The sequence below is a fragment of the Tundrisphaera lichenicola genome, assembly GCF_051175385.1.
In the GTDB taxonomy this organism is placed as follows: Bacteria; Planctomycetota; Planctomycetia; order Isosphaerales; family Isosphaeraceae; genus Tundrisphaera; species Tundrisphaera lichenicola.
Window position 1 is genome coordinate 5,424,111 of record NZ_CP195106.1, and the last position, 20,738, is coordinate 5,444,848.

The 20,738-nt window shown below is 59.1% G+C and carries 15 protein-coding genes; 4 read left to right on the forward strand and 11 right to left on the reverse strand.

Translation table 11 applies throughout. The annotated features are described in order from the left end of the window. Nucleotides 1-6: 6 nt before the first annotated feature. From P12x_RS21225 to prfB, 6 genes are all read right to left on the reverse strand, one after another. Nucleotides 7-1,059 (reverse strand): hypothetical protein, encoded by a 1,053-nt coding sequence (locus P12x_RS21225; RefSeq protein WP_435006756.1) that lies wholly within the window; start codon nucleotides 1,057-1,059, stop codon nucleotides 7-9. A gap of 9 nt (nucleotides 1,060-1,068) precedes the next feature. Further along, nucleotides 1,069-2,022, reverse strand: a complete 954-nt coding sequence (locus tag P12x_RS21230; protein WP_435006757.1) for a ThiF family adenylyltransferase — start codon at nucleotides 2,020-2,022, stop codon at nucleotides 1,069-1,071. 125 nt (nucleotides 2,023-2,147) lie between these two features. Continuing rightward, on the reverse strand, nucleotides 2,148-2,975 hold the full coding sequence (locus P12x_RS21235; RefSeq protein WP_435006759.1) for an N-acyl amino acid synthase FeeM domain-containing protein: 828 nt from the start codon (nucleotides 2,973-2,975) through the stop codon (nucleotides 2,148-2,150). Between the two features lie 510 nt (nucleotides 2,976-3,485). After that, nucleotides 3,486-4,745 carry a serine hydroxymethyltransferase gene (gene glyA, locus P12x_RS21240; RefSeq protein ID WP_435006761.1) on the reverse strand — a complete coding sequence of 420 codons (1,260 nt, stop codon included), beginning with the start codon at nucleotides 4,743-4,745 and terminating at the stop codon, nucleotides 3,486-3,488. A 70-nt stretch (nucleotides 4,746-4,815) separates the two neighbouring features. Then, nucleotides 4,816-5,415 (reverse strand): hypothetical protein, encoded by a 600-nt coding sequence (locus tag P12x_RS21245; protein WP_435006763.1) that lies wholly within the window; start codon nucleotides 5,413-5,415, stop codon nucleotides 4,816-4,818. 108 nt (nucleotides 5,416-5,523) lie between these two features. Next, a protein-coding gene (prfB, locus tag P12x_RS21250; RefSeq protein ID WP_435006764.1) for a peptide chain release factor 2 occupies nucleotides 5,524-6,643 on the reverse strand; the annotation gives its coding sequence in 2 pieces (ribosomal slippage) (nucleotides 5,524-6,573 and nucleotides 6,575-6,643; 1,119 coding nt in all). Between the two features lie 168 nt (nucleotides 6,644-6,811). Between prfB and gluQRS the strand changes: the two genes are divergently transcribed. Continuing rightward, entirely contained in the window at nucleotides 6,812-7,789 is a 978-nt protein-coding gene (gene gluQRS, locus P12x_RS21255) for a tRNA glutamyl-Q(34) synthetase GluQRS (protein WP_435006766.1), read from the forward strand. Between the two features lie 783 nt (nucleotides 7,790-8,572). Here the strand turns inward: gluQRS and P12x_RS21260 are convergent. Further along, nucleotides 8,573-9,415 carry a sugar phosphate isomerase/epimerase family protein gene (locus P12x_RS21260; protein WP_435006767.1) on the reverse strand — a complete coding sequence of 281 codons (843 nt, stop codon included), beginning with the start codon at nucleotides 9,413-9,415 and terminating at the stop codon, nucleotides 8,573-8,575. 185 nt (nucleotides 9,416-9,600) lie between these two features. On the opposite strand from P12x_RS21260, the gene P12x_RS21265 reads away from it, so the two are divergent. Continuing rightward, nucleotides 9,601-10,722, forward strand: a complete 1,122-nt coding sequence (locus P12x_RS21265) for a PEP-CTERM sorting domain-containing protein (protein WP_435006769.1) — start codon at nucleotides 9,601-9,603, stop codon at nucleotides 10,720-10,722. A 205-nt stretch (nucleotides 10,723-10,927) separates the two neighbouring features. Here P12x_RS21265 and P12x_RS21270 read toward each other — a convergent pair whose 3' ends face one another. From P12x_RS21270 to P12x_RS21280, 3 genes are all read right to left on the reverse strand, one after another. Beyond that, nucleotides 10,928-12,130 (reverse strand): ribonuclease D, encoded by a 1,203-nt coding sequence (locus tag P12x_RS21270; RefSeq protein WP_435006771.1) that lies wholly within the window; start codon nucleotides 12,128-12,130, stop codon nucleotides 10,928-10,930. A 110-nt stretch (nucleotides 12,131-12,240) separates the two neighbouring features. Continuing rightward, on the reverse strand, nucleotides 12,241-13,020 hold the full coding sequence (locus tag P12x_RS21275; RefSeq protein WP_435006773.1) for an alpha/beta fold hydrolase: 780 nt from the start codon (nucleotides 13,018-13,020) through the stop codon (nucleotides 12,241-12,243). A 233-nt stretch (nucleotides 13,021-13,253) separates the two neighbouring features. Further along, on the reverse strand, nucleotides 13,254-14,282 hold the full coding sequence (locus tag P12x_RS21280) for a serine hydrolase domain-containing protein (protein WP_435006774.1): 1,029 nt from the start codon (nucleotides 14,280-14,282) through the stop codon (nucleotides 13,254-13,256). A 526-nt stretch (nucleotides 14,283-14,808) separates the two neighbouring features. Here P12x_RS21280 and P12x_RS21285 point away from each other — a divergent pair. Both P12x_RS21285 and P12x_RS21290 read left to right on the forward strand, forming a co-directional pair. Next, on the forward strand, nucleotides 14,809-17,280 hold the full coding sequence (locus tag P12x_RS21285; protein ID WP_435006776.1) for a DUF1592 domain-containing protein: 2,472 nt from the start codon (nucleotides 14,809-14,811) through the stop codon (nucleotides 17,278-17,280). Beyond that, entirely contained in the window at nucleotides 17,277-18,686 is a 1,410-nt protein-coding gene (locus P12x_RS21290) for a DUF1552 domain-containing protein (RefSeq protein WP_435006778.1), read from the forward strand. Before P12x_RS21285 ends, P12x_RS21290 begins: the two co-directional genes overlap by 4 nt. A 34-nt stretch (nucleotides 18,687-18,720) precedes the next feature. Here P12x_RS21290 and P12x_RS21295 read toward each other — a convergent pair whose 3' ends face one another. After that, a complete protein-coding gene (locus P12x_RS21295) occupies nucleotides 18,721-20,628 on the reverse strand; it encodes a RecQ family ATP-dependent DNA helicase (RefSeq protein ID WP_435006780.1) in 1,908 nt (635 codons plus the stop codon). Nucleotides 20,629-20,738 lie beyond the last annotated feature (110 nt).

Here is a 20,738-nt window from a genome sequence, read left to right on the forward strand (position 1 = left end):
AAACGCTCACTGCCGGAGCACGGATTCGATCGGAAGCCTGCCGGTCCGACCGCTCGGTGGGGACGCATACCCGAACCTCAAGAGCCACGCAGGCCGTCGCTCGCCGATCTCCGGGGCGAGAGCCCGAAAGTCCCTCCTCAAGCTGGCGAGCCGCTCAATCCCCAGTTCCTTCCTCAGGCCGGGCGAGCCGTTATCCTCGACGTTCTCTAGTACCGGCAGGGACATCATCGGTTGCGTGGCCAGCCCTTCCTCCGCCAGAGCGAGCCATGACTGCTGCAGCGCCCGACCGACGATCAGGTCGGTTGCAGCATGACCGTCGGGGGCCACGATCAGGCAGAGTCCCGATGCGCTCCGGACGAGTTGGCGGGCCTTGCCGGCGAACACCCGAGCGATGCCCATCCTTGGCAGGATGCGATCCGGAAGTCCCTTCATCGTGCGGAGGGCGATTCGTTCCGGAGCGGTGGCCTCGATCGAATCGAACGATAGTCCTTCTTCGACGGTGGCATCGGGGAGTTGATCGAACCGGACGCTGGCGAGGAACGCTCGACGCATCGACGCGTTGCCGAACATCACACCATCGGCCCGTCCGATCAACTCGGCGAGTGCATCAAGTCGTCCGCGATCAACGATCCAGTGGGTCGTTACCCCATCGATCGGACCCGATGCGCGGGACAGGCGAGCCAGGAGATCGTCGGCGATGGTTCGTCGGTCGTAGAGTCGGCGATTGGTCACTCTGAGACGGGGTATCGCCTCGTCAGGAGCGGTTTTGTCCGGTTCTCCGGCGATCTGGACGACGGCAACCACCTCTCCTTCCGACGGTTGCCAGTCGACCGATAGGCCCATGGACCGGGCCGCCTGGATCACGTTTTCGAGCGACGCACCGGCGGCCATCCGGGCCATCCTCTGCCCGGAGTTCATCGGCGATGGATCACGCGACGGATCGAGCACCAGAGCGATGGTCCTGGAACCCTCGTCGACCCGATACCGGATCGGCTGGGTGTTATCCCCCGAAGGAGCCGACATCGCCGAATGTAGGATTCGCGATAGGGTCTGATTCATCGGGATCACTTAACCCTTGGACCGGCCATCAGACACTGCGTCTGCCAGGCCTAATCGGATCAGTGATGCCTTGACCAATTTTCGCTTCAGGCGTTGCCAGGGATTTCGATTTCCCCAGGCGATCCGCCCTTTGGCTAGCCTCTGGTGATACGCATCGAACTGGGCGAAGCAAGGTGCGGGGCGAGTCGAGCGTCGATCGAGCAGGATCTTCAGGATCTCCGCGGCCGCCACCCCGCTGCATAGATGGCAGGCGAGCCCGGCCGAGGGTCCTCGGCCAGTCGAGGTATCGACCTCGGAGAAATCCGTATAGGAGCGATGAGTGGCCTTGGGGGTGAGGCCCACCAGGAAGGCAACCAACTGGTCTAGCCGCCCCATCCCCTCGTGCAGGTCGAAATAGTCGTCGAAGGACATCCCGGTCGGCGAGAAGACGATCGACGCCGCACTGAAGCCGATCGGGCCGGCGGTAAGGGCCCAGATCCCTCGTCGGCGTGCCTCCCGAAAGAAGAGACGACGGGTTTCAATTTCGAAGAAATCGATTCCGTCAACCACGACATCGACACCTTCGAGGAAGGCATCGATATTCCCCGGACCGATTGGCTCTCGAAAGGTCCTGATCTCCAGTTCAGGATTGATTGCATGCGCCTCATCGGCCATGACCTCAACCTTGGGATGGCCTAGACCACGAAGTGTTGCTCCGAACTGTCTATTGAAATTAGCCAGCTCGAAGGTATCCGGATCCGCGATGTGAAAGGATCCTATCCCGAGCCGCGTTAGCGTTATCAGGTGAATTCCACCGACACCGCCCATGCCGACGATCGCGACTCGCGAACGGCGGAGCTTTTCCTGCTCTGCCAGGCTGATCAGGCCTCGATGCCGAGAGAAAGCCTTGTCGTAGGAGAACTCCCCAGCGATCGGCAAGTCGGGTCGATCCCTTCGGACGCCGGATTGCTCGATCACACCCATCGGTTCGCCTCGATCGAGTTGGGGTGCGGTAAGGTGGGGAATTGTATGCGATGCCATCACAATATATGCCGCGAGCGAAACCCCGACAACCCGAGACGAATGGTCCTTCCGGGCTCCAAGTCGAATCAAGCCGCCGGTCGGAGGGGGAAGATTGGAGACTCGCGGATCGTCGTCGACCACCATCGAGGGGCGGCCTCGATCTGCTCCACGGCCGCTTCGATCCGGCGAATCGTCTGAGAGTCGGCCGCGGAGGAATGTTCGCCGAAGAATGTGGCATGATCCAGTGGCCGGGGGAGTGGACTAAGCACCGACATGGGCAAGCTCACCCCGAAAATCCGATCGTAAGTCCTGGGCGCCTTCGTACGCATCACCGATTGGTCCGTGTACAAGGCCTCGGCCGGGGCGTTCGCCACCGAGGGATGGGCCTTCCGAACACCGAATGGGAGTGCTCCCATCACTTTTTGATAAAAGGAAGTATGCCTCGGATTCACGGTGATCACCCAGGTATCGCCCCCGATCCGGACGTGATATTGCTGCACCAAACGGATCATGGCCTGAAAAACCCCGAGGAATTCCCGATGGCCAAGCCCTTCGTCCGCAAGGCAGGTCACCTCTCCAAGCCTCCGCCCCTCGGCCCGAAATCGTGCCAGATCCTCGGGATAGACCGACTCCATCGGCAACCCTAGCAGGCAGGTGTCGGGGACCATCGACAAGGTCGCCACGACCTGATCGCGATCTCGGGCGATCACCGTTATGGTCCCTGGCAATACATGAAATGGTGTGAATCGAAACAACTTCGACCCGACATCTTCGTAACCACGAGCCCGGTATTTCCGGGCCAGTAGTAGGTAGGCTTGCTCGAAATCATCGAAGCCCGAGGCTATCATGACCTCGATATTTCGAGCCGTCCCCTCGACGTTGATTACACCTCGGCGCGCAGCGTGATCCGTCATCGATGGAACTCCACGAAGCACTGATTCACCCGAAAATGTCGATCCATCAGCCCGACGGGATCGTCCTTGCGTACGATCTTCGACCTACTCGGCACCCGATCGAGGTGCGAAATGTACTCGACCAATCGTCGATTCGACTCGTCTTCGATATCTCCCGAAGGTCCTCCTCGACCCTCGGCTGATCCTTATATCGAACTTAGTTCACGATATCGAGGACGGGAAGTCGAAAGGGGAAAGTTGACGGCCATTTTTCGTAAGCCCAATGATTTGAAAAGCTTACCATGAACACACAACATTCGCTGCATCCAACCAATTCATCGACATTTGCTGCTTTTTCATGTCATGTCGCATCCAACCACGATCGATCAACCCCCCGCGAAGTTCATGCAAAAACCAAATATTGATCCTACCAACAGCACAAAAAATACCCGCGACGACCGATCGATGACGACCGGAAGAACGTCGCGGGACCACGAAAATCCGAAATCTTCAAGTGGGATGGCGGCGGCGTTAGGCCAGGACGATCCCTTGGGAGTCGGCGGGAACCGGGTAATCCCGCGAAAACTCGCGGATAGCCTCACGCGTTCGAGCGGCCAAAGCATGATCATCGGGGGCCGATAGTATGGCAACGATCCAGGCTGCTACCTGGCGAATCGCGTCCTCCTTCATACCACGAGTCGTCAAAGCGGGCGTTCCCATTCGGATCCCGCTGGGATCGAGGGGCTTTCGTTTGTCGAACGGGATGAGATTCTTGTTGACGGTGATCCCGGCCCTTCCCAGGGCTCCCTCGGCGATCTTGCCGGTCAGGCCCTTCGATCCCATGTCGATCAGGATCAGGTGATTGTCGGTCCCTCCGGAAATCAGGCGGAATCCGGCTACCATCAAACCATCGGCGAGAGCCTGAGCATTGTGGATGACCTGCTGAGCATACTGACGGAAGTCAGGCCGGAGGGCTTCGCCAAAGCAGACCGCCTTGCCGGCGATCACATGCATGAGCGGACCTCCCTGGAGCCCGGGGAAGACGGCCGAGTCCAGCTTCTTGGCCCAAGCCGTAGTGCACATTGCGATCCCACCACGGGGCCCTCGGAGGGTCTTGTGCGTGGTCGTGGTGACGAAATCGGCCAGGGGTACCGGGCTCGGATGCACCCCGGCGGCCACCAGGCCGGCGATGTGCGCCATATCGACGAAGAACAGGGCGCCGACCTCTCGGGCCACCTCGGCGATCCGATCGAACTCGATGATTCTCGAGTATGCGCTGGCCCCGGCCAGGATTAACTTCGGCTTGTGCTCGCGGGCAAGCCGGACAATCCCATCGTAGTCGATTCGCTCGGTCTTGGGATCGACTCCATATCCGATCGTGGGATACCAACGACCCGAGTAATTCAATTTCATCCCATGCGTCAGATGGCCGCCCTGGGCCAGGTCCATCGCCAGCACGGTGTCGCCATGCTCCAACGCTGCGTAATAGACCGCCTGATTGGCTGATGCTCCCGAATGTGGCTGAACGTTGACGTGCTGGGATCCGAAAAGTTCCTTGGCCCGGTCGATGGCAATCTGTTCCGCTTTGTCGACGAACTCGCAACCGCCGTAGTAGCGCCGACCTGGCAAGCCCTCGGCGTACTTGTTGGTCAGGACGGACCCGACGGCCTCCATGACTGCGGTGCTCGTGTAATTCTCCGAAGCGATCAGTTCCAGCTCATCCCTCTGCCTATGTTCTTCGGAGACGATCGCCTCGTAAATCGCGGGGTCGGCTTCCTTGAGATGGTCCATTGAAAACTCCATGATGAGAGAGTGATTGATCCGATCCGGGAATTCGAAATCTGGCCGGTCCGTCAGCTATTCACGGCAAGGGCGACGCGACGGCTCGCCATCTCCATTGATAAAGGCAGCGTTGCGTGTTTGATCCGCGATCGAGTGCCGCGGTCGCCTGGACTCGCGTCGCTCGCCGTCCTGCTTCGGAAAGTTGGGCCGAACTGGGGGCCGAAGCCTGAAAGTCGAGATGTCCCGAGCCGATCCCCCAGCGGATGTGCGACGAGTCGGCCTCGAGGAGATCTCCCGAGACCGCGTCGACCCAGTAGGTGCAAGCAAGCGCCTCGATCGGCGACCGGCAACGATCGGCCATGTCGACAGCGATGTCGGCCCCCCCCGGTGATTCCTCGACCGAGAAGACGGCCGAGAAATGGTGAGGGCCCGATTGACCGACCAGGAGCGCCTGAAGGCCGGAGCCTCGCTCCTGAAACTCGAGCTGCTGGTAGGCCGGGCTGACAACACGCGTGGGGTCGTCCCGATCGAGATCCCCCTCGATCGTCCAGGCGATGGGCCGGCTCGGTGAGATCAATTCGATCGCGTGAATCCAGCGATCCGCGGACCATCGAAATCCAAGCCGGAGCGATGCAGTCACGATCGACCGCCGATCACCGTCCGAAACCAACTCTAACATCGATCGAGGCCTTGGGTCCTGGTTAGGAAGCCGGGGAGACGAGAGATCGCAACCCCTCATTCCATCCCATCCAGCGAGGGAGGAACGAGGAGTTGCGATCTCGGAGGATCAAGCCTTGCGCACCTCACCTCGGGCGAGTTTTTTCCGGAGGTAAGCGTCGATGAAGACATCGAGCCCGCCATCGAGGACGGCGTGGGGATTCCCCACCTTCACCTCCGTCCGGAGGTCCTTGCACCACTGGTCGGGCTGGAGGACGTAGTTGCGGATCTGGCTACCAAAGCCGATCTCGGCCTTCTCGTTATAGGCCTTGGCGAACTCGGCCTCGCGCTTTTCCTCCTCCACACGGATCATCTTGGCCTTGAGGAGTTGGAGTGCCAGGGCGTCGTTTTTATGCTGCGAACGCTCGCTTCGCGACTCGGCGGCAATTCCGCTGGGAATGTGCGTGTAGCGAACCCCCGACTCGGTCTTGTTCTGGTGCTGGCCACCGGGACCGCCGCATCGAAACACGTCACGCTTCAGTTCGTCGTCCTTGAGCTCGATATCGATCGAGTCGTCGATCTCGGGCATCACCTCGACCGAGGCGAACGAGGTCTGACGCTTGTCCGCCGTTCCGAATGGGCTGATCCGGACCAGTCGGTGGACTCCGGTCTCACCCCTGAGGTAGCCGTAGACATAATCCCCCTTGATGTGGATCGTCACGGTCTGGACCCCGGCGACTTCCCCCTCTTCTCGGTCGATGATCTCGGCTTTGTACCGATGGGCCTCGGCCCACATGAGGTACATACGCATCAGCATCTCGGACCAGTCGCAGGCTTCCGTCCCGCCCGCACCCGGGTGGATGGTGACGTAACAATTGCAATGGTCATTGGGACCGCTGAGCATCGATCGAAGCTCGAATTCCTGGAAGTCGGCATCGGCCTTCTTCGAGGTTTCGCGAACTTCCTCGTCGAAATCGTCGCTACCGTCTTCCTCGGCCAGTTCAATCAAGGTCGACAGGTCGTCCGCCTGGCGCACCAGGGCTTCGAACGGCTTGATCACCCCGTTGAGTGACTTCAGCTCGCCGATGATCCCCTTGGCTTTCTCCTGGTCACTCCAGAAGTCGTTGCCTTCCATGAGCTGGGCAAGTTCGTCACGTCTCTCAATTTTTTCGCCCAGGTCAAAGAGAGTCTCGTAAGTGGACAATACGGTCGATGACGCTCTTGGCGTCCCGCTTCAGCTCGGCGTCCATGAAAGTCCTCGTCAAGGCGGAAAGGAGACGGTCGAGGACCTCGCCCGTCGTCGTGACGAGACAATTCCAACCGTCTTTGCTCAACACTATGATTAGAACCGAAGACGGCCCCGTCGGGAAGACTGGGTGATCCTTACTCGCACAAGTGCTCTCGGACCGATGCCCGCCATGTCCTTCCCTGACGCTAATCGACCAACAGGAAGGTTAGCTCCTTCTCCCACGGGCGGATTGCACCTGGGCCACGCCCGGACCTTCCTGATCGCCTGGCTATCGGCCAGGAGTCGAGGGGGACGGGTCATCCTTCGCCAAGAGGACCTCGATGCTACGAGGGCCAGGAGTGAGGCCGCCTCATCAGCGATCGAAGACCTTCGCTGGCTAGGAATCGACTGGGACGAAGGACCGGATGTCGGCGGGAGGCATGAACCCTACGTTCAATCAGAACGCAAGGGAGCGTATGCAGCCGAAATACGGCGTATGGCGGCGAAAGATCTGATCTATCCGTGCACTTGCACTCGTGCTGATATTGATCGTGCTTCGTCTGCCCCGCATGCGTCCGACGAGGGGCCGACCTACCCGGGTACATGCTCGACCCGTTCGTTCTCGGATGTTGGCGCACTCGAAAATCGGCCATTCGCATGGCGATTCAGGGTCCCTCCGGGTCCGGTCTCCTGGATCGATCGGTTCCTCGGTCCTGTCCGGATCGATCCTTCCACAACCGGCGGGGATTTCGTCGTGGGGCGCGATGGGATCGGGCCGTCCTATCAGTTGGCCGTCGTTCACGATGATGCCACGATGGGCGTGACCGAAGTGATTCGAGGGGATGATCTGGTCTCGAGCACTCCTCGTCAGATCCTCTTGTACCGGGCCCTCGGCTTCGAACCACCCAATTTCGGACATATCCCGCTTGCAGTTGACTCGAATGGTCGGCGATTGGCCAAGCGAGAAGGATCGCTCAAGATCACCAGGCTACGAGAGTCGGGGGTTCCCGCCGACAGACTAATTGGTTGGCTTGCTAGGGCCTGTGGTTGGTCGGACCGAATCGAGCCGAGCCCCGCTTCAGCCTGGATTAGTCGGTTCGACCTGGCTGCGATCCCCCGAGAACCATGGGTCATATCGGCGGAGTCGATCGACGAAATACGCCCTTGAGTTCAGATCGGGAATAGCTTATTTGAGCAACAACCTCTGATATCGGCCAGAAATAGGGCTCGATCTCGACCGTCAGGGAAGGCTCGGTCGGGGATCAAAAGCACTCCTCCGGCTGGTCGAAGTAGGATCACGGTCAAATGATCGACTCGAAAGATCTCATCAACTTCCGACCAAAGAAACGTCCGGTCGAACTCGGGTTCCTGGTCCTCGGCTTTCTTGGTGATTCCTGCGGGAGATATGGCCAGGTGGACCGGGAATGGCACTCCTAGTTCACGAGCGACTCGTGAAGTTCTGCGACAACACCAGACTGTTCGAAAACCAGCCAGGGAAGCCAGGACAATCGAGGAACACGCCATCATCAACGCGACGGAGCGAATGCCTTCGGAGAAATAGGACACTGAGAACAAGATAAGTCCAATGCTTATCAGAAGAAGCAATCCTTGGCCTTGTTGACGGCAAAGGCGTCGACATGCTCGGAATCGGGTCAAAGTGGCGTACCTTAAGATGTCGGAATGGGTCAGCCGGTAGTCGAGCTCAATGGGCCGGATCAACCCATCCTCGAAAGTCGCCTGGCCCATGATTTTTCCACCTGGAAACAGGAAGTGCCGAGCCGAGATATGAACGCCAGGCGACCACGGACTTATCCTAACGCCCTTGTTTCTCGGATCGAGCACCGATTGGCGACTCCGAGCGATCCGCTAGGAATTTGGCCAGATCGGACTCCGAATCCCCAGAATAACGATTTCCCATCGAAAGACGAGTCTTTCCGAGCCGCCTGTCTTCTCAGTCGAAATAGCCGCAAGCTCTGAGATGATAAACACTTCGGGCAACTCTCCTATGTCGCTCCTCCTGACCAGGCTCGGGTTCGCCTCCGATTCCTTCAAGTTCGATGGTGTAAGGCCCGGAGAAGCCGACCTCATCGAGGATCTCACGGATCCGGCGGAAATCCACCGCCCCGCCTTCTCCCAGGGCCGGGAAAAACCAATCCTGCAATCCGCCACGGTTGTCCTTCAGATGAACGCTCCCCACGAGATGTTTGACTCGCTGGAGTTCGTCCACAGGATCCGCCCGCAAGTTATAAAAGGCGATATTACCCGTGTCAAAGTTGATCCGAATTCCGGGATGGTCCAGATCACCCATCAAATCCAGCATCGCTTGTGCATTCTGGGTTGGCCCCTTATGAGTCTCCAGTGTCAGCAGCATTCCGAGGTCAGTCGCGAGATCTCCGAGGCGTCTTAGGTGCTCGATGATGATCTTTCGCTCGTGGGAGTCGGTCGGTTGACCCGCCCCCGAGACCGCCAAAGGAGCCCGGAAAGTCGCGTTGGCGAATCGGATTCTACTGGCGGTCAGTTCGAATCCTTCGGGAGTCCGAAGGTCGGCCCCGCCGACATTACATCCGCTCACCTTGACCGAGCGATCGCGGAGAAGTCCAAGGAATGAAGAGACTTCGGGAGCGGGTGTCGACTCGATAACTACCGCCGATTCCGGGATCACCAAGCCCCCGAAGTCATGCCCCCGGAGAGCAAGCTCGACGTAGGAGAGGCCTGCCGCCGAAATTCCCTCGACCGCCGGGCGAACCCCGGGAGGACCGTAGGAATTCGAATAACAGCTTACGATTCGATTCATGTTTATACCCAATGGCCTTGCGGCCGCATCAACTCCGGTGGAGATCGAGCACTCGCACCAATTTAAGCCTCGGTTTCAGGCCGACGTGGCGAAGAAACAACACGAGTTGTTCCGAAAAATCATCCCTCGGAAAGGCTCCAAGGTCTATATTCTACAGAATCAGGCCTTTTTCTTATACAATGGTGTTGTTCGAATACAACGCATTCCGCAATGTGAACTATTTGAGCCATAGACTTGACACGGAAGGTGCATCTTCGACACAATTTGCTCCTGTTCAGTCGAACTATTTCCAGGGTGGGGAGCGGAACTACAACATGAGACGTGCCAAATTGATGAGCATCGTACGGACCTCGGCCGTTCGACTCGCCATCGTCACGGCGATTGGCGCGGGATGGTCCTCGGCGGCTCGGGCCGACTTCACGTTTGATGCGGACGGGGCTGGTGGTCAGGCGTCGGCCCAGACCATCACCGGGCTGAATTATGGCGCAGGCAACGCGCTGTCGGTTGGGGCGATCCAGAACGGCGGACTTCAGGTCGGCTCCACCTTCCAACTCCTCTTCCAGACGCACCTCTCTCAGGTCGTCAATGGAGTGAGCTCGTCGACCCCCACGGGTCTTGACTCGGATTATCAGATCACGCTCGTGGCTAGCTTCACCGAGCGCGTGACCAGCATCACGACCATCGCTGGTGTTGGCACCATTGCTACTTTCGAACTCGTCCCGACCGCGACCGATTCGATCAAGATTTTCTTCAATAGTTCCAAGGTCTACAACAACGCGGATGGTACTGGCTTTGCTGTCGGAACTGAGATCGCTTCGCTAGATCCCAGCTTTGTCGGCTCGTCCTACACCGATCGGACCGCCCTGCCGGCAAGTCAAGGCGGTGGAATTAAGAAGTTCAACACGACGGGTTCCGGTAATGGTCTGAGCGCGACGACCAATAGCGGCACTGGAAGCACGACGATCGGGGCCGCCGTCCTATCGTACGACTCGAATTTCTTCCAGCCGCCGTCGGGCAACCCCCAGTTGCTGACCTCGCTGGTTGACCTGGGCGTTGACCCGATCTTCAATGTTGTCTCGGCTTCGAAGTTGTTCGTGGACATCAGCAATGGCTCGACCCACGCTGCGAACATCGGGTCGAACAACGGCACCAGCGGCCCCGACTTCCAGCTTGAAGTCGCCGGCTTCACTCAGTCGTTCACCGCCGTGCCCGAGCCAGCCTCGGTCGCCATGACCCTGCTCGGTCTCGGTAGCTTCGGCTTTGGGTCGTTCGTTGCCCGACGCCGTCGGACGGGTACTTCGGCCTGAGGCTCCGACTGATCTCGCCATTCGACAGATCCACAGGAGGCTGCCCCTCAACGGGGGTGGCCTCTTGTGTTTTAATATTCAAGGGAGAGACACCCACTCGACGAACGAACCCGACATCAGTTCAAGTTAACCGGTAAGGTGTCGACTTACGATCGACGATCGAGTGCAAGAAGCAAAAAATCGGATCGATTCGATCAAATTCGGGTCAGCCGGAAATCGGATCGATGACCACCGGCACTTCCGCGCCAGGCTCGACAATCCGCAGTGCCCTCTTGCCGGAGAGGACCTCCAGTAGAGTTCGTCCGCAGACCCCTTCTCGCCAGCCTTCTAGCAGCGAGATGGATCGGTCGCCGTTCATCCCATCCAGATACCAACGGACCAGGACTTTCAAGTCGTTCGCACCACCGGCCAGGCCGACCGCAACCTTCGCTTCCGCGCAAGATTGCGAGAGGGTGGCCGAAAGCAGGCTGATGACCATGGCTAGCCCCGGCCCGTCGTCGTGGCGTTCGGCTGGTTCGGGAAGGTCCTCGATGGGGGTAGTCTGAGCCTCGGCGATGACCCTCAAAATCTCTCCAGAGCGGGCCAAGAGTTGGGGCCGATTGAAATCCCGAAGGGCTTCCAGATCGCGCCGGGTGTTCGGTTGACGCTTGGAGATCGCGACCAAGAGGTCATCGCGGAGGACGCTCCGAAGCGGCCGGTTGATCCGTTTCGCGTCTTTCGACCGCCATTCGGAGAGACGTCGAGCGACTTCGAGCCCCCGACGGTTCAGCGTGTGAAGTCCCGACAAGCGACGCCAGCGGTCCACATCGGATCGATGATCAATTGCATGTAAGAATGAGTTAAATTCAGCTTCAGCCCATTCGGTCCTACCTCGGCGGTGCAATTCGGCCTCGAGCATCTCGGCGAGTTCGAGGAGATGTCGAACATCTTCCAGCGCGTAGCGAAGTTGGGCGTCCGAGAGGGGACGACGCCTCCAATCGGTCCGAGTCTCCCCTCCCATAAGAGAGACTTTCAGAGCCTGATGGACCAGATTGCTCAGTGAGAGGGGGTAGCCGAATCCCACGAGGCCCGCGGCGATCTGAACATCAAAAAGCCGTTCTGGAATCCTTCCGGCCTGGATCCGGCAGATCCTGAGATCTTCCCCAGCCGCATGCATGACCACCTCGATCGAGGGGTCGAGCACGACGTCCCAGAAAGGAGAGAGGTCCTCAATCTGCAGGGGATCCACCACTGCCAGCCGCGATTTCGTCGCGACCTGGATCAGGCAGAGGATGGGCTCGTAGGTATCTTCCGAGACGAACTCGGTGTCGAAAGCAAATCGCCCAGCTTGGCGGATGTGGGCGACCAACTCGCCCAAGCCTTCGGAGGTACCAATCAGAGTGGGATCTTCAACGGGCTGTCCGGCCATCAAGGACTCTCAAGAAGTTTCGTCCGTCGTTCCAGGCCGGTTGCCTGCGTCTCTTACAAAATTATCACGAATGCCCGGAAAGCGTGCAAGCTCGAGCTTGACTTTGGTCCTCAATAGCCGATGCCGCTGAGAAATTCGAGAATCGCCTGATCTGTGGGGTGCGGATTCTCCAGGGGCGCGAGATGACCGGAATCCGGAACCGTCACCAGCCGAGCATCCGGAATCAAGTGGGCCATCGCCTTGGTTTCTTCCAGAGGGATGAGTTGATCTTCAAGCCCGGCGATGACGAGGGTCGGAACGGAGATCTCCGGAAGTTTGGAGGTCCGATCGGGTCGACTAGCTAGTCCTCGGAGCGTTCCGATTAGAGCCCTCACTGGCGTCTTGATCATCCGTTGGTGCAAGCGGGCAACCAATTCGGGGTTTTGAGCGAATGTTTTCCTGGAAAACAACTTGGGAATCATACCCGCGATCAGGGCTTCGACTTTCCCATCCGACTCAAGCTGCAGTGCCAGTTTTTCGCGAATTTGTGCGGCCTCGGAGCTATCGGCCGAAGCCCTCGTGTTCATCAAAATGAGACCCCTGACCCGCGAAGGATGACGAGTCACGATCGAAAGCGCGAGATAGCCTCCCATCGAGAGGCCTCCAAAAACCACGGGCTGGGTCAGTTGGAGACTATCGAGGGTCTCGATCACGTCGTCCGCCATGACGTCGATCGGATAAACCCCGTCAGGTGCCGCACTCGAGCCATGCCCCCTCAAATCGGGCGAGATGACCCGATAGACAGACCCCAGACTGGATTGTTGGTTGGACCACATCGATCGGTCGAATGGAAAACCGTGAAGCAAAACGACCACCGGCCCTGGACCGTCATCTTCGTAATCGAGTCGCATCAGCTGAGGACCTCCCATCGCGAGGATGCGTCAATTATCGCATTCTGGCCTTGGTCGCCCGAAACGGCAATCTCTCGGCGATTTCCCATGCCCGACTTTCGAGAGGTGACGGATGGCTTCCGATCCTGCTTGGAGAAACCGGCAAATGGCTCCTTTGATCTCGGCGAATCATCGAGCCGGATTGATCATCGCAATCACCGAGTCGCAAGGTTTGGAAGTTTCCCATTCCCGAATCACGACCCGTCCATGCCGACCAGTCTGATCATCCGACTAATGGCCTCATCACATGCTCGGGAAGCCCGATTACCGCCCGAATTGGTGGCGACCAGGAACGCGATCTGACGCACCGGGGCAACCCAGATCGTCGAATACCAGGTGGTGTTGCTCCCGCTATGAGAAAGGGCTGAACCGCCGGCCCAGGCCCGTTCTCGAATTAGCCAACCGCAGACATAATCCTCATCCTTGGCCGGGGCATGAAGGGCCTTGAGCGTTTCTTGCTTCGGTGGACGATTTCCCTCCGGAACACTCCCGAGGTGGAGTCTGGCAAATTTTGCCCAGTTCGAGACGGAGCAATGGACGGTACCAGCGGGCCCCATCACCGATGGATTATCGAGCCGGATTGGTTGAAATATTCCCCCTACTTCGATATGGCCCCACGGCTGATCGTCGACCTCCGAGTGCCCCGGCGGACCGAAACCCGTCGAAGTCATCCCCAATGGTTCGAAAATGCGGGTCTGCATCAACGCATCCCACGTGATCCCGGTGACTTCCTCGGCCATCAATCCGGCCAGAACATATCCGACATTGGAATACTCGAAGCGATGACCACCCGATGACTTCGGTGCGTCTTTGAGGACCATCGACAGGACGACTCGCCTTTTGTCCGTGTCCGATAGCCCCAGGCCCACGGTCCGCCAGGCTACGTTGGGTGGGAGCCCCGCGCGATGTGCGAGCAGTTGGCGAAGGGTCACCGATCGAAAATCAGGGTGAAAGCCCCCGGAACGACCGGGAAAGACCTCCTGAATCGTCGAGTTCCACGCCAGCTTTCCTTCCTCAACGAGCGTCCCAATCATGGTGGCGGTCATTGCCTTGGTGCAGGAGCCGATGTGAACCTGATGATCGACCCGGATCGGATCGTCAGATCCGACTTTTCGAACCCCCGAGGCCCCCATGATGACCGACCCGTTTCCTCGAACGACGGCTCCGATCATCCCCGGCACCCCCTTCCCTCGGGTTCGACTGGAATCGAGGAGGCTGACCATTTCCTCTGGAGTTGGCGTAACCTTCGAATTCTGATCGGGTGAACTCGTGGTTTTTGTCAACTGAGCCCGTAGTTGACCTGATCCCAGTCCCCAGAGCCCGAATGAGAGGGCCGCCGATCCTTTCACAACTCGACGCCGAGCGATCACAAAATCCTCCAACCAGAATTGCCGGAAGTGGGAAATCCCAACGACACGCTCACTCGATCTATCCTTATTGCATTTAACAAATTACGACGAGACCACGATTATCGCCTCCGACGTTGGTGTTTGAACTCAATCTCATGGCCATGAACCGCGTCAGGTCACCCAAGAAATAAATGGCTGGTTACCGCCGAATAAAACTCCGAAATTTCGGTGACTTGAAATGACCTCGGAAGGCCGTCTCAGTAGCATGGATTGGGGCGAGGGGCCGGTCCGTCGATTTATCCTGGACATTGGATGGCGAAACGTCGCTATAATATTAAAGGATGAAATCCATCACTCCCGCCTGATCCCCGCCCTGGCCCGGTAGCGAAAGACAAATCCGATGAATTGTAGTCCAGGACGACTGCCCTCGTCGGGGCGAGCCCTCACTCGGATCAAGCTAACTCGAGTCTGGTCTTCCCTTGTATTGATAATTCTTTCGCTGGCATTACTCGGTTCCGCCTATCCTGCCGAGCCATCTGTCGGTGAATCGTTTCGAGAGTCTGTCGAGCCGATTCTCGCCGATCATTGTTACGGATGTCACGGGGTCGGGATCAAGAAGGGGGGAGTGACCCTGGACGAGTTCGAGACGGACGAGTCGTTACTGGCTCGACCGGAACTCTGGTACGACGTCCTCAAGAATATCCGGGCCGGTTTGATGCCACCGTCCGATCGGCCGCGACCCTCGGCCGAGGCACTGGCGACGCTGGAAACCTGGATCAAGCGGAAAGCGTTCGGGCTCGACCCGGCCGATCCCGACCCGGGAAGAGTCACATTACGCCGCCTGAATCGGGTCGAGTATCGCAACACCATCCGCGACCTGATGGGGATCGACTTTCGGGCCGATGAAGAGTTTCCCGCCGATGACACGGGATATGGCTTCGACACGATCGCCGACGTCCTGTCGATCTCGCCGCTGCTTCTCGAAAAGTACATGCAGGCAGCAGAGTCGATCGTGACTTCCGCAGTCCCGACCGTCGGGAGGATAGTTCAGTCCCGAAATATTCCGGGTCGGGAGTTCAAACCGAGGGAAGGTCGAGGGGACGGGGAGAGGCTGAGCCTTTATGAGGCGAAAGAGGTCTCCAGCACGTTCGATTCGCCCAAGGGGGGTCACCACCGGATCATTCTGGACCTTGGAATCAGAGCAGACTTCGACTTCGACCCAGGCCGGGCGACCGTCAGGTTCCTATTCAATGGTCGCGAACTGCTCCGGGAAGATGTGGGCTGGGATTCCGGGAAGAAGTTCCGATACGAGTTCGATGAGACCCTGGTACCGGGCAATAATACGTTGACCTTCGAGGTCGCGCCCCTGGTCCCGGTCGAAAAGCGAGAAAACTTCGTCGATCTTCGGATCAACTCCGTCGAGGTCGTTGGCCCGACCGATCCCTCCGAGTGGGCCCGACCTCCTCGTTACGATCTTTTCTTCGATGGTGATGCTCCGGAAATGGCGGAGGGTCGCCGAGAATACGCTCGCGATTCCCTGAGACGATTCGCTTCACGTGCGTTTCGACGACCCGTCGACGAACGAACGCTCGAACGCCTCGTCGCGATCGCTCAGGAAGCCTACCAGTTGCCCGGGATTACCACACAGCAAGGGATCTCCCGGGCGATGGTCGCGATCCTGGCCTCTCCGCGATTCCTCTTTCGCTTCGAGAACTCCGAAGCCGCCCGTACTTCGCATGGATTCGCCAGGATCGATGAACTTTCGCTGGCAACCCGACTCTCCTATTTCCTCTGGTCATCGACGCCCGATGACGAACTTCTGGCCACTGCCGGACAAGGCCAGCTCCGTCAGAATCTCGACCTTCAGATCAAGAGGATGCTGGCCGATCCGAAGGCCACGGCGCTGGTTCGCGACTTCGTCGGCCAGTGGCTCCAGGTCCGCGATTTTGACCACTTCCCGATCCAGTTCCGGACAGTGGCACGTCGCGAGGGTTTGACCTACTCCAAGGAGACCGAACGCGATTTCGAGATCACTCGGCGATCCATGAACGAGGAGACGGAAGCCTATTTTGCGTATGTTTTGAAGGAAGATCGGCCCATCCTGGAATTGCTGGATAGCGACTACACGTTCGTCAACGAGTCCCTCGCGAAGCACTACGAGATTCCCGGCGTGAACGGTCGAGAAATTCGGAAGGTCAACTTGCCCGAAGGGAGTCCTCGGGGAGGGCTCCTGACCCAGGCCGGGGTCCTGATGATCACCTCGAATCCCACTCGAACCTCTCCGGTCAAGCGTGGGCAATTCATCCTTGAGAACATCCTGGGAACCCCCACCCCACCCCCTCCGCCGGACATCCCTTCGCTGGAAGACACGATTCGAGGAATCGAGGGGCGTCAGCCGACGATGCGAGAGGTCATGGAGGTCCATCGGGCCGATCCACTCTGTGCCTCATGCCACAAGCGAATGGACCCGCTCGGGTTGGCCCTGGAGAACTACAATGCCCTGGGCATGTATCGAACGACCGAGCGAAAGCAGCCGATCGATGCTTCGGGCCGGCTGGTCACCGGTCGAACATTCCAGGATGCTCGAGAACTCAAGACGATCCTCAAGACGGAGCACCGGCTCGACTTCTATCGCTGCCTGACCGAAAAGCTGTTGACCTACGCCCTCGGACGTGGGATCGAATATCAAGATGTCGAGAGCATCGACTCGATCGTCGAGAAGATCGATCGAGAGGGAGGCAAGTTCTCGAGTCTCCTGATGGGAGTCATCGAGTCGGCTCCGTTCCAGATGAGACGGGAAGTGTCGGGATCGATTGCTGCGAAGGCCACCGGACCGGAACTAAATCCTAACCCCAAGGAATCGAATCCATGACGCGGACCGACCTCCAGAGCGAGTCGATCGCCCATCAGGCCCGCCTGACGGCCAGCCGTCGTCGGTTCCTCAAGGGGCTAGGGGCCGCGGTCGCGTTGCCCGCCCTCGATTCACTCCTACCCCGAGGAATCAATGCGGCCGTGGCCGGGGCGACCGGCGGCCTCGGAACGACTGCCAGCGGCGCACCGTTGAGGATGGCCTTCCTTTACTTCCCGAATGGAGCCAACCAGAAACTCTGGTGGCCCGAGGGTCAGGATCGCGATTTCACTTTCAACAAGACGATGGCCCCGCTGGAGAGCCTCAGGCACCGGGTTCAGGTCCTCGGTGGCCTCGATCACCTCAACGCCACGGCGGGTCGCGATGGCGGCGGCGACCATGCTCGGGCGAGCAGCACATTCCTGACTGGCGTTCGGATCAAGAAGACTTCCGGGGCCGATATCCAGGCCGGCGTCTCGATTGATCAGCTCGTCGCCCGGAAGATCGGCCACCTCACCCGTTTCCCGTCACTCGAGTTGACCTGCGACGGTGTCCGAAAATCGGGGCCATGTGACACGGGATACTCCTGCGCCTACGACTGGAACATGTCGTGGCGGACGCCCAATACCCCGATGGCCCCCGAACCCAATCCCCGGATGGTCTTCGAGCGGCTTTTCGGAGCGGGAGCCGCCGGAGAACGGCAGAAAAATTACGCGATCCGGCAGCAGCAGCAGAAATCGATCCTCGACTTCGTCCTGGAGGACGCTCGCGAACTCCAGGGGCAACTCGCCTCACGCGATCGCGACAAGTTGGATGAGTACCTCACCGGAGTTCGCGAGATCGAAGGTCGGATCGAGCAGGCCGAGAAGCTGGAGGCCAGCCCCGACCCCGGCGGCGAAACTCCCCCGGGTATCCCTGCGGTCTACCGAGACCACATCCGAATCATGACCGACATGCTGGTCCTGGCCTTCCAGACCGACTCGACCCGGATCGCGACCCTGATCCTGGCTCACGACGGGAGCAACCGGGCCTTCCCCGAGATCGGGATCCCCGAAGGCCACCACTCCCTATCACACCACCAGGGCAAGGCCGCCTCGCTCGAGAAGTATGGCCGGATCGACCTTTTCTACATGGAAGAGTACGCACGCTTCCTGCAGAAACTCGAAGAGACCAAGGATGTCGACGGCCAATCGATCCTCCACAATTCGATGATCGTCTATGGATGCGGCAACGGCGACGGGAATCGCCATAATCACGACAACCTGCCGGTCATCCTGGCAGGTTCCGGCGGAGGAACCCTCGACTCCGGACGGTACGTCAAGACCCGAGGTACCCCGATGTCGAACCTCTTCCTGGGGATGGCCGACCGCTTCGGGATCCAGGGTCTCGAACGCTTCGGCGACTCGACGGGACGGCTCGACTCGATCTGATCGCGATCGGGATCTCGCAGGGAAATCCACTTCCCTACGAAATCCTGCCCTCGACGAATGCCAGAACCCGCTCGAAGGGGATGTCCGCGAGTACGCCGAATATCGGGTGTTTCCCCAATCTGGCTTTCGTCGTGGCGGGTGATGTTATGCCACAAAGGAACCTGGCCTCCTGACGAGGGCTGGCCAGGGCGTGGAAACGCGAGCCTCTGAGTTCGCTCAGAATAGTCCGTGCTTCCTCGTCGAGGCTCCGGGGAAGTATCGCCTCGACCACCGGCGGAATCCCACTCAAACATCGGCTGCAATGCCCACAGACCGTCGACATCGCCTGTCCGAAGTAATCCAGGAGATGCCTTGTCAGACATCCAGGGAGCGAAGCGAACTCCGTGACTTGACGGACTCGCTCGACGTTCCGGCGCTCCTGTAGCAAGAATCGCTGACTGATTTCCCGACAGATGCGATCCACATCGGGATCTAACTCAAGCCATCGATAGCCTCGGCGGATCCCCTTCGCCTGAACCTCGATATCTCCGCTCAGTTCGAGCTCGGCCAAAAGTCCGGCGACCTCCAATCGCTCGGGTCCAGGCTCTTTCAAATCGATCGAGTACCAGATCCGACCGGCCTTCGCTCGGACGTTCAGCGATCGGTAGGTCGGGCCTCTCGGTCCTGAGAGGATCGCTTCGATGGGTTGGATCGGCCTAAATTTATACTCGGCGTAAGTGGTTCCCGTTCCCTCCAGAATTCCATCCATTTCCAGGTAAGTCAGGATGGTCTCGATCACGATTTGCCGGATGTCGTGGTCGAACGAAAGGTCGTAAATCGAGATCTCAAATCGAGGGCCCCGGCTGAGGATATCCTTCAGGAATCCGTTTGTGGATTCAATCGTCGGAGTGTCCCCGTAGGTGAAGTTTTCCAGGGTCGTCACGTCCTCGGAGCAAGCGAACAACTCGCAATGGGCGGGTTGGCCATCGCGACCGGCCCGGCCGATCTCCTGGGCGTAATTTTCGAGGCTCTTGGGCAGGTTGTAATGATAGACGGCCCGGATATCGGCCTTGTCGATCCCCATGCCGAAAGCGATCGTTGCCACCACAATCCCGGCTTCCGGGCCCATGAACCGCTCCTGGACCTCTACCCTGCGCTCGGGGCCGAGCCCGGCGTGATAGGCCTCGGCCGCGAATCCTTCTCTGGTCAAGAATTGGGCAAGTTCCTCGGCCGTCTTCTGTTGAGTCACATAAACGATCGTCGGGACAGGCCGAGCGGATCGGAGGCGGGCCAGCAATAGGCTTCGGCGATCCTCGAGGCAGCACGGAGAGGCGTGAAGTTCCAGATTCGGCCGATGGAAGTTGGAGCGGACCACATCGGCGTCATCGATCCGGAAGGCTCTCGCGATGTCGATGGCGATTGAAGGAGTGGCCGTCGCCGTCAGTGCCAGGACTCGCCCAGCCTGGAGCTTCGTGGCCAAAGCTGCGAGCTTCATGTACTCGGGTCGAAAGTTGTGTCCCCACTCGCTGATGCAGTGCGCCTCGTCTATGGCAACCATCGCGATCTTTCGACCGCCGAGGGACCGGAGGAAGCGCTCACTCCCCAGTCGCTCGGGAGCCACGTAGAGGAGTCGAGTGCGGCCCGATCGGACGTTTTCGTAGGCCTGCCGAGTCTCTTCGACGCTCTGGCTGGAATCAAGTCGTGTGGCCAGGATTCCCTGACGGGCCAGGGCATCGACTTGATCCTTCATTAGCGCAATGAGCGGCGAGACGACGATTGTCAGTCCGTCGAACAGGAGTGCGGGAAGCTGATAGCAGAGACTTTTTCCACCGCCGGTCGGGAAGATCGCCAGGACCGAGCGTCCCTCCAGCAATCGCCCGATGACTTCTGCTTGACCCTCGCGAAAGCCGGGATGTTGCATGACATCGCGAAGGACTCGGCGAGCATTTTCGAGATCGGGCATGAGTCGACCCTACTCCGGTCCCAGGAAACAAAATCGACCATCATCGGGATTTCCAGCAGGGGTGAGAAGTCGAGTCGGTGGCGTCGAGGTCCTAGCCGGGTTAGGATCGG

Bases quoted from the DNA above. Each gene is read 5' to 3' on its own strand.
- P12x_RS21290 (WP_435006778.1), top strand. From the start codon at position 17,277: ATGACGCGGACCGACCTCCAGAGCGAGTCGATCGCCCATCAGGCCCGC.
- P12x_RS21275 (WP_435006773.1), bottom strand. From the start codon at position 13,020: ATGCGACTCGATTACGAAGATGACGGTCCAGGGCCGGTGGTCGTTTTG.
- P12x_RS21285 (WP_435006776.1), top strand. From the start codon at position 14,809: ATGAATTGTAGTCCAGGACGACTGCCCTCGTCGGGGCGAGCCCTCACT.
- P12x_RS21270 (WP_435006771.1), bottom strand. From the start codon at position 12,130: ATGGCCGGACAGCCCGTTGAAGATCCCACTCTGATTGGTACCTCCGAA.
- P12x_RS21280 (WP_435006774.1), bottom strand. From the start codon at position 14,282: ATGGTCAGCCTCCTCGATTCCAGTCGAACCCGAGGGAAGGGGGTGCCG.
- glyA (WP_435006761.1), bottom strand. From the start codon at position 4,745: ATGGACCATCTCAAGGAAGCCGACCCCGCGATTTACGAGGCGATCGTC.
- P12x_RS21230 (WP_435006757.1), bottom strand. From the start codon at position 2,022: ATGGGTGTGATCGAGCAATCCGGCGTCCGAAGGGATCGACCCGACTTG.
- P12x_RS21260 (WP_435006767.1), bottom strand. From the start codon at position 9,415: ATGAATCGAATCGTAAGCTGTTATTCGAATTCCTACGGTCCTCCCGGG.
- P12x_RS21295 (WP_435006780.1), bottom strand. From the start codon at position 20,628: ATGCCCGATCTCGAAAATGCTCGCCGAGTCCTTCGCGATGTCATGCAA.
- gluQRS (WP_435006766.1), top strand. From the start codon at position 6,812: ATGTCCTTCCCTGACGCTAATCGACCAACAGGAAGGTTAGCTCCTTCT.
- P12x_RS21245 (WP_435006763.1), bottom strand. From the start codon at position 5,415: ATGTTAGAGTTGGTTTCGGACGGTGATCGGCGGTCGATCGTGACTGCA.
- P12x_RS21225 (WP_435006756.1), bottom strand. From the start codon at position 1,059: ATGAATCAGACCCTATCGCGAATCCTACATTCGGCGATGTCGGCTCCT.
- P12x_RS21235 (WP_435006759.1), bottom strand. From the start codon at position 2,975: ATGACGGATCACGCTGCGCGCCGAGGTGTAATCAACGTCGAGGGGACG.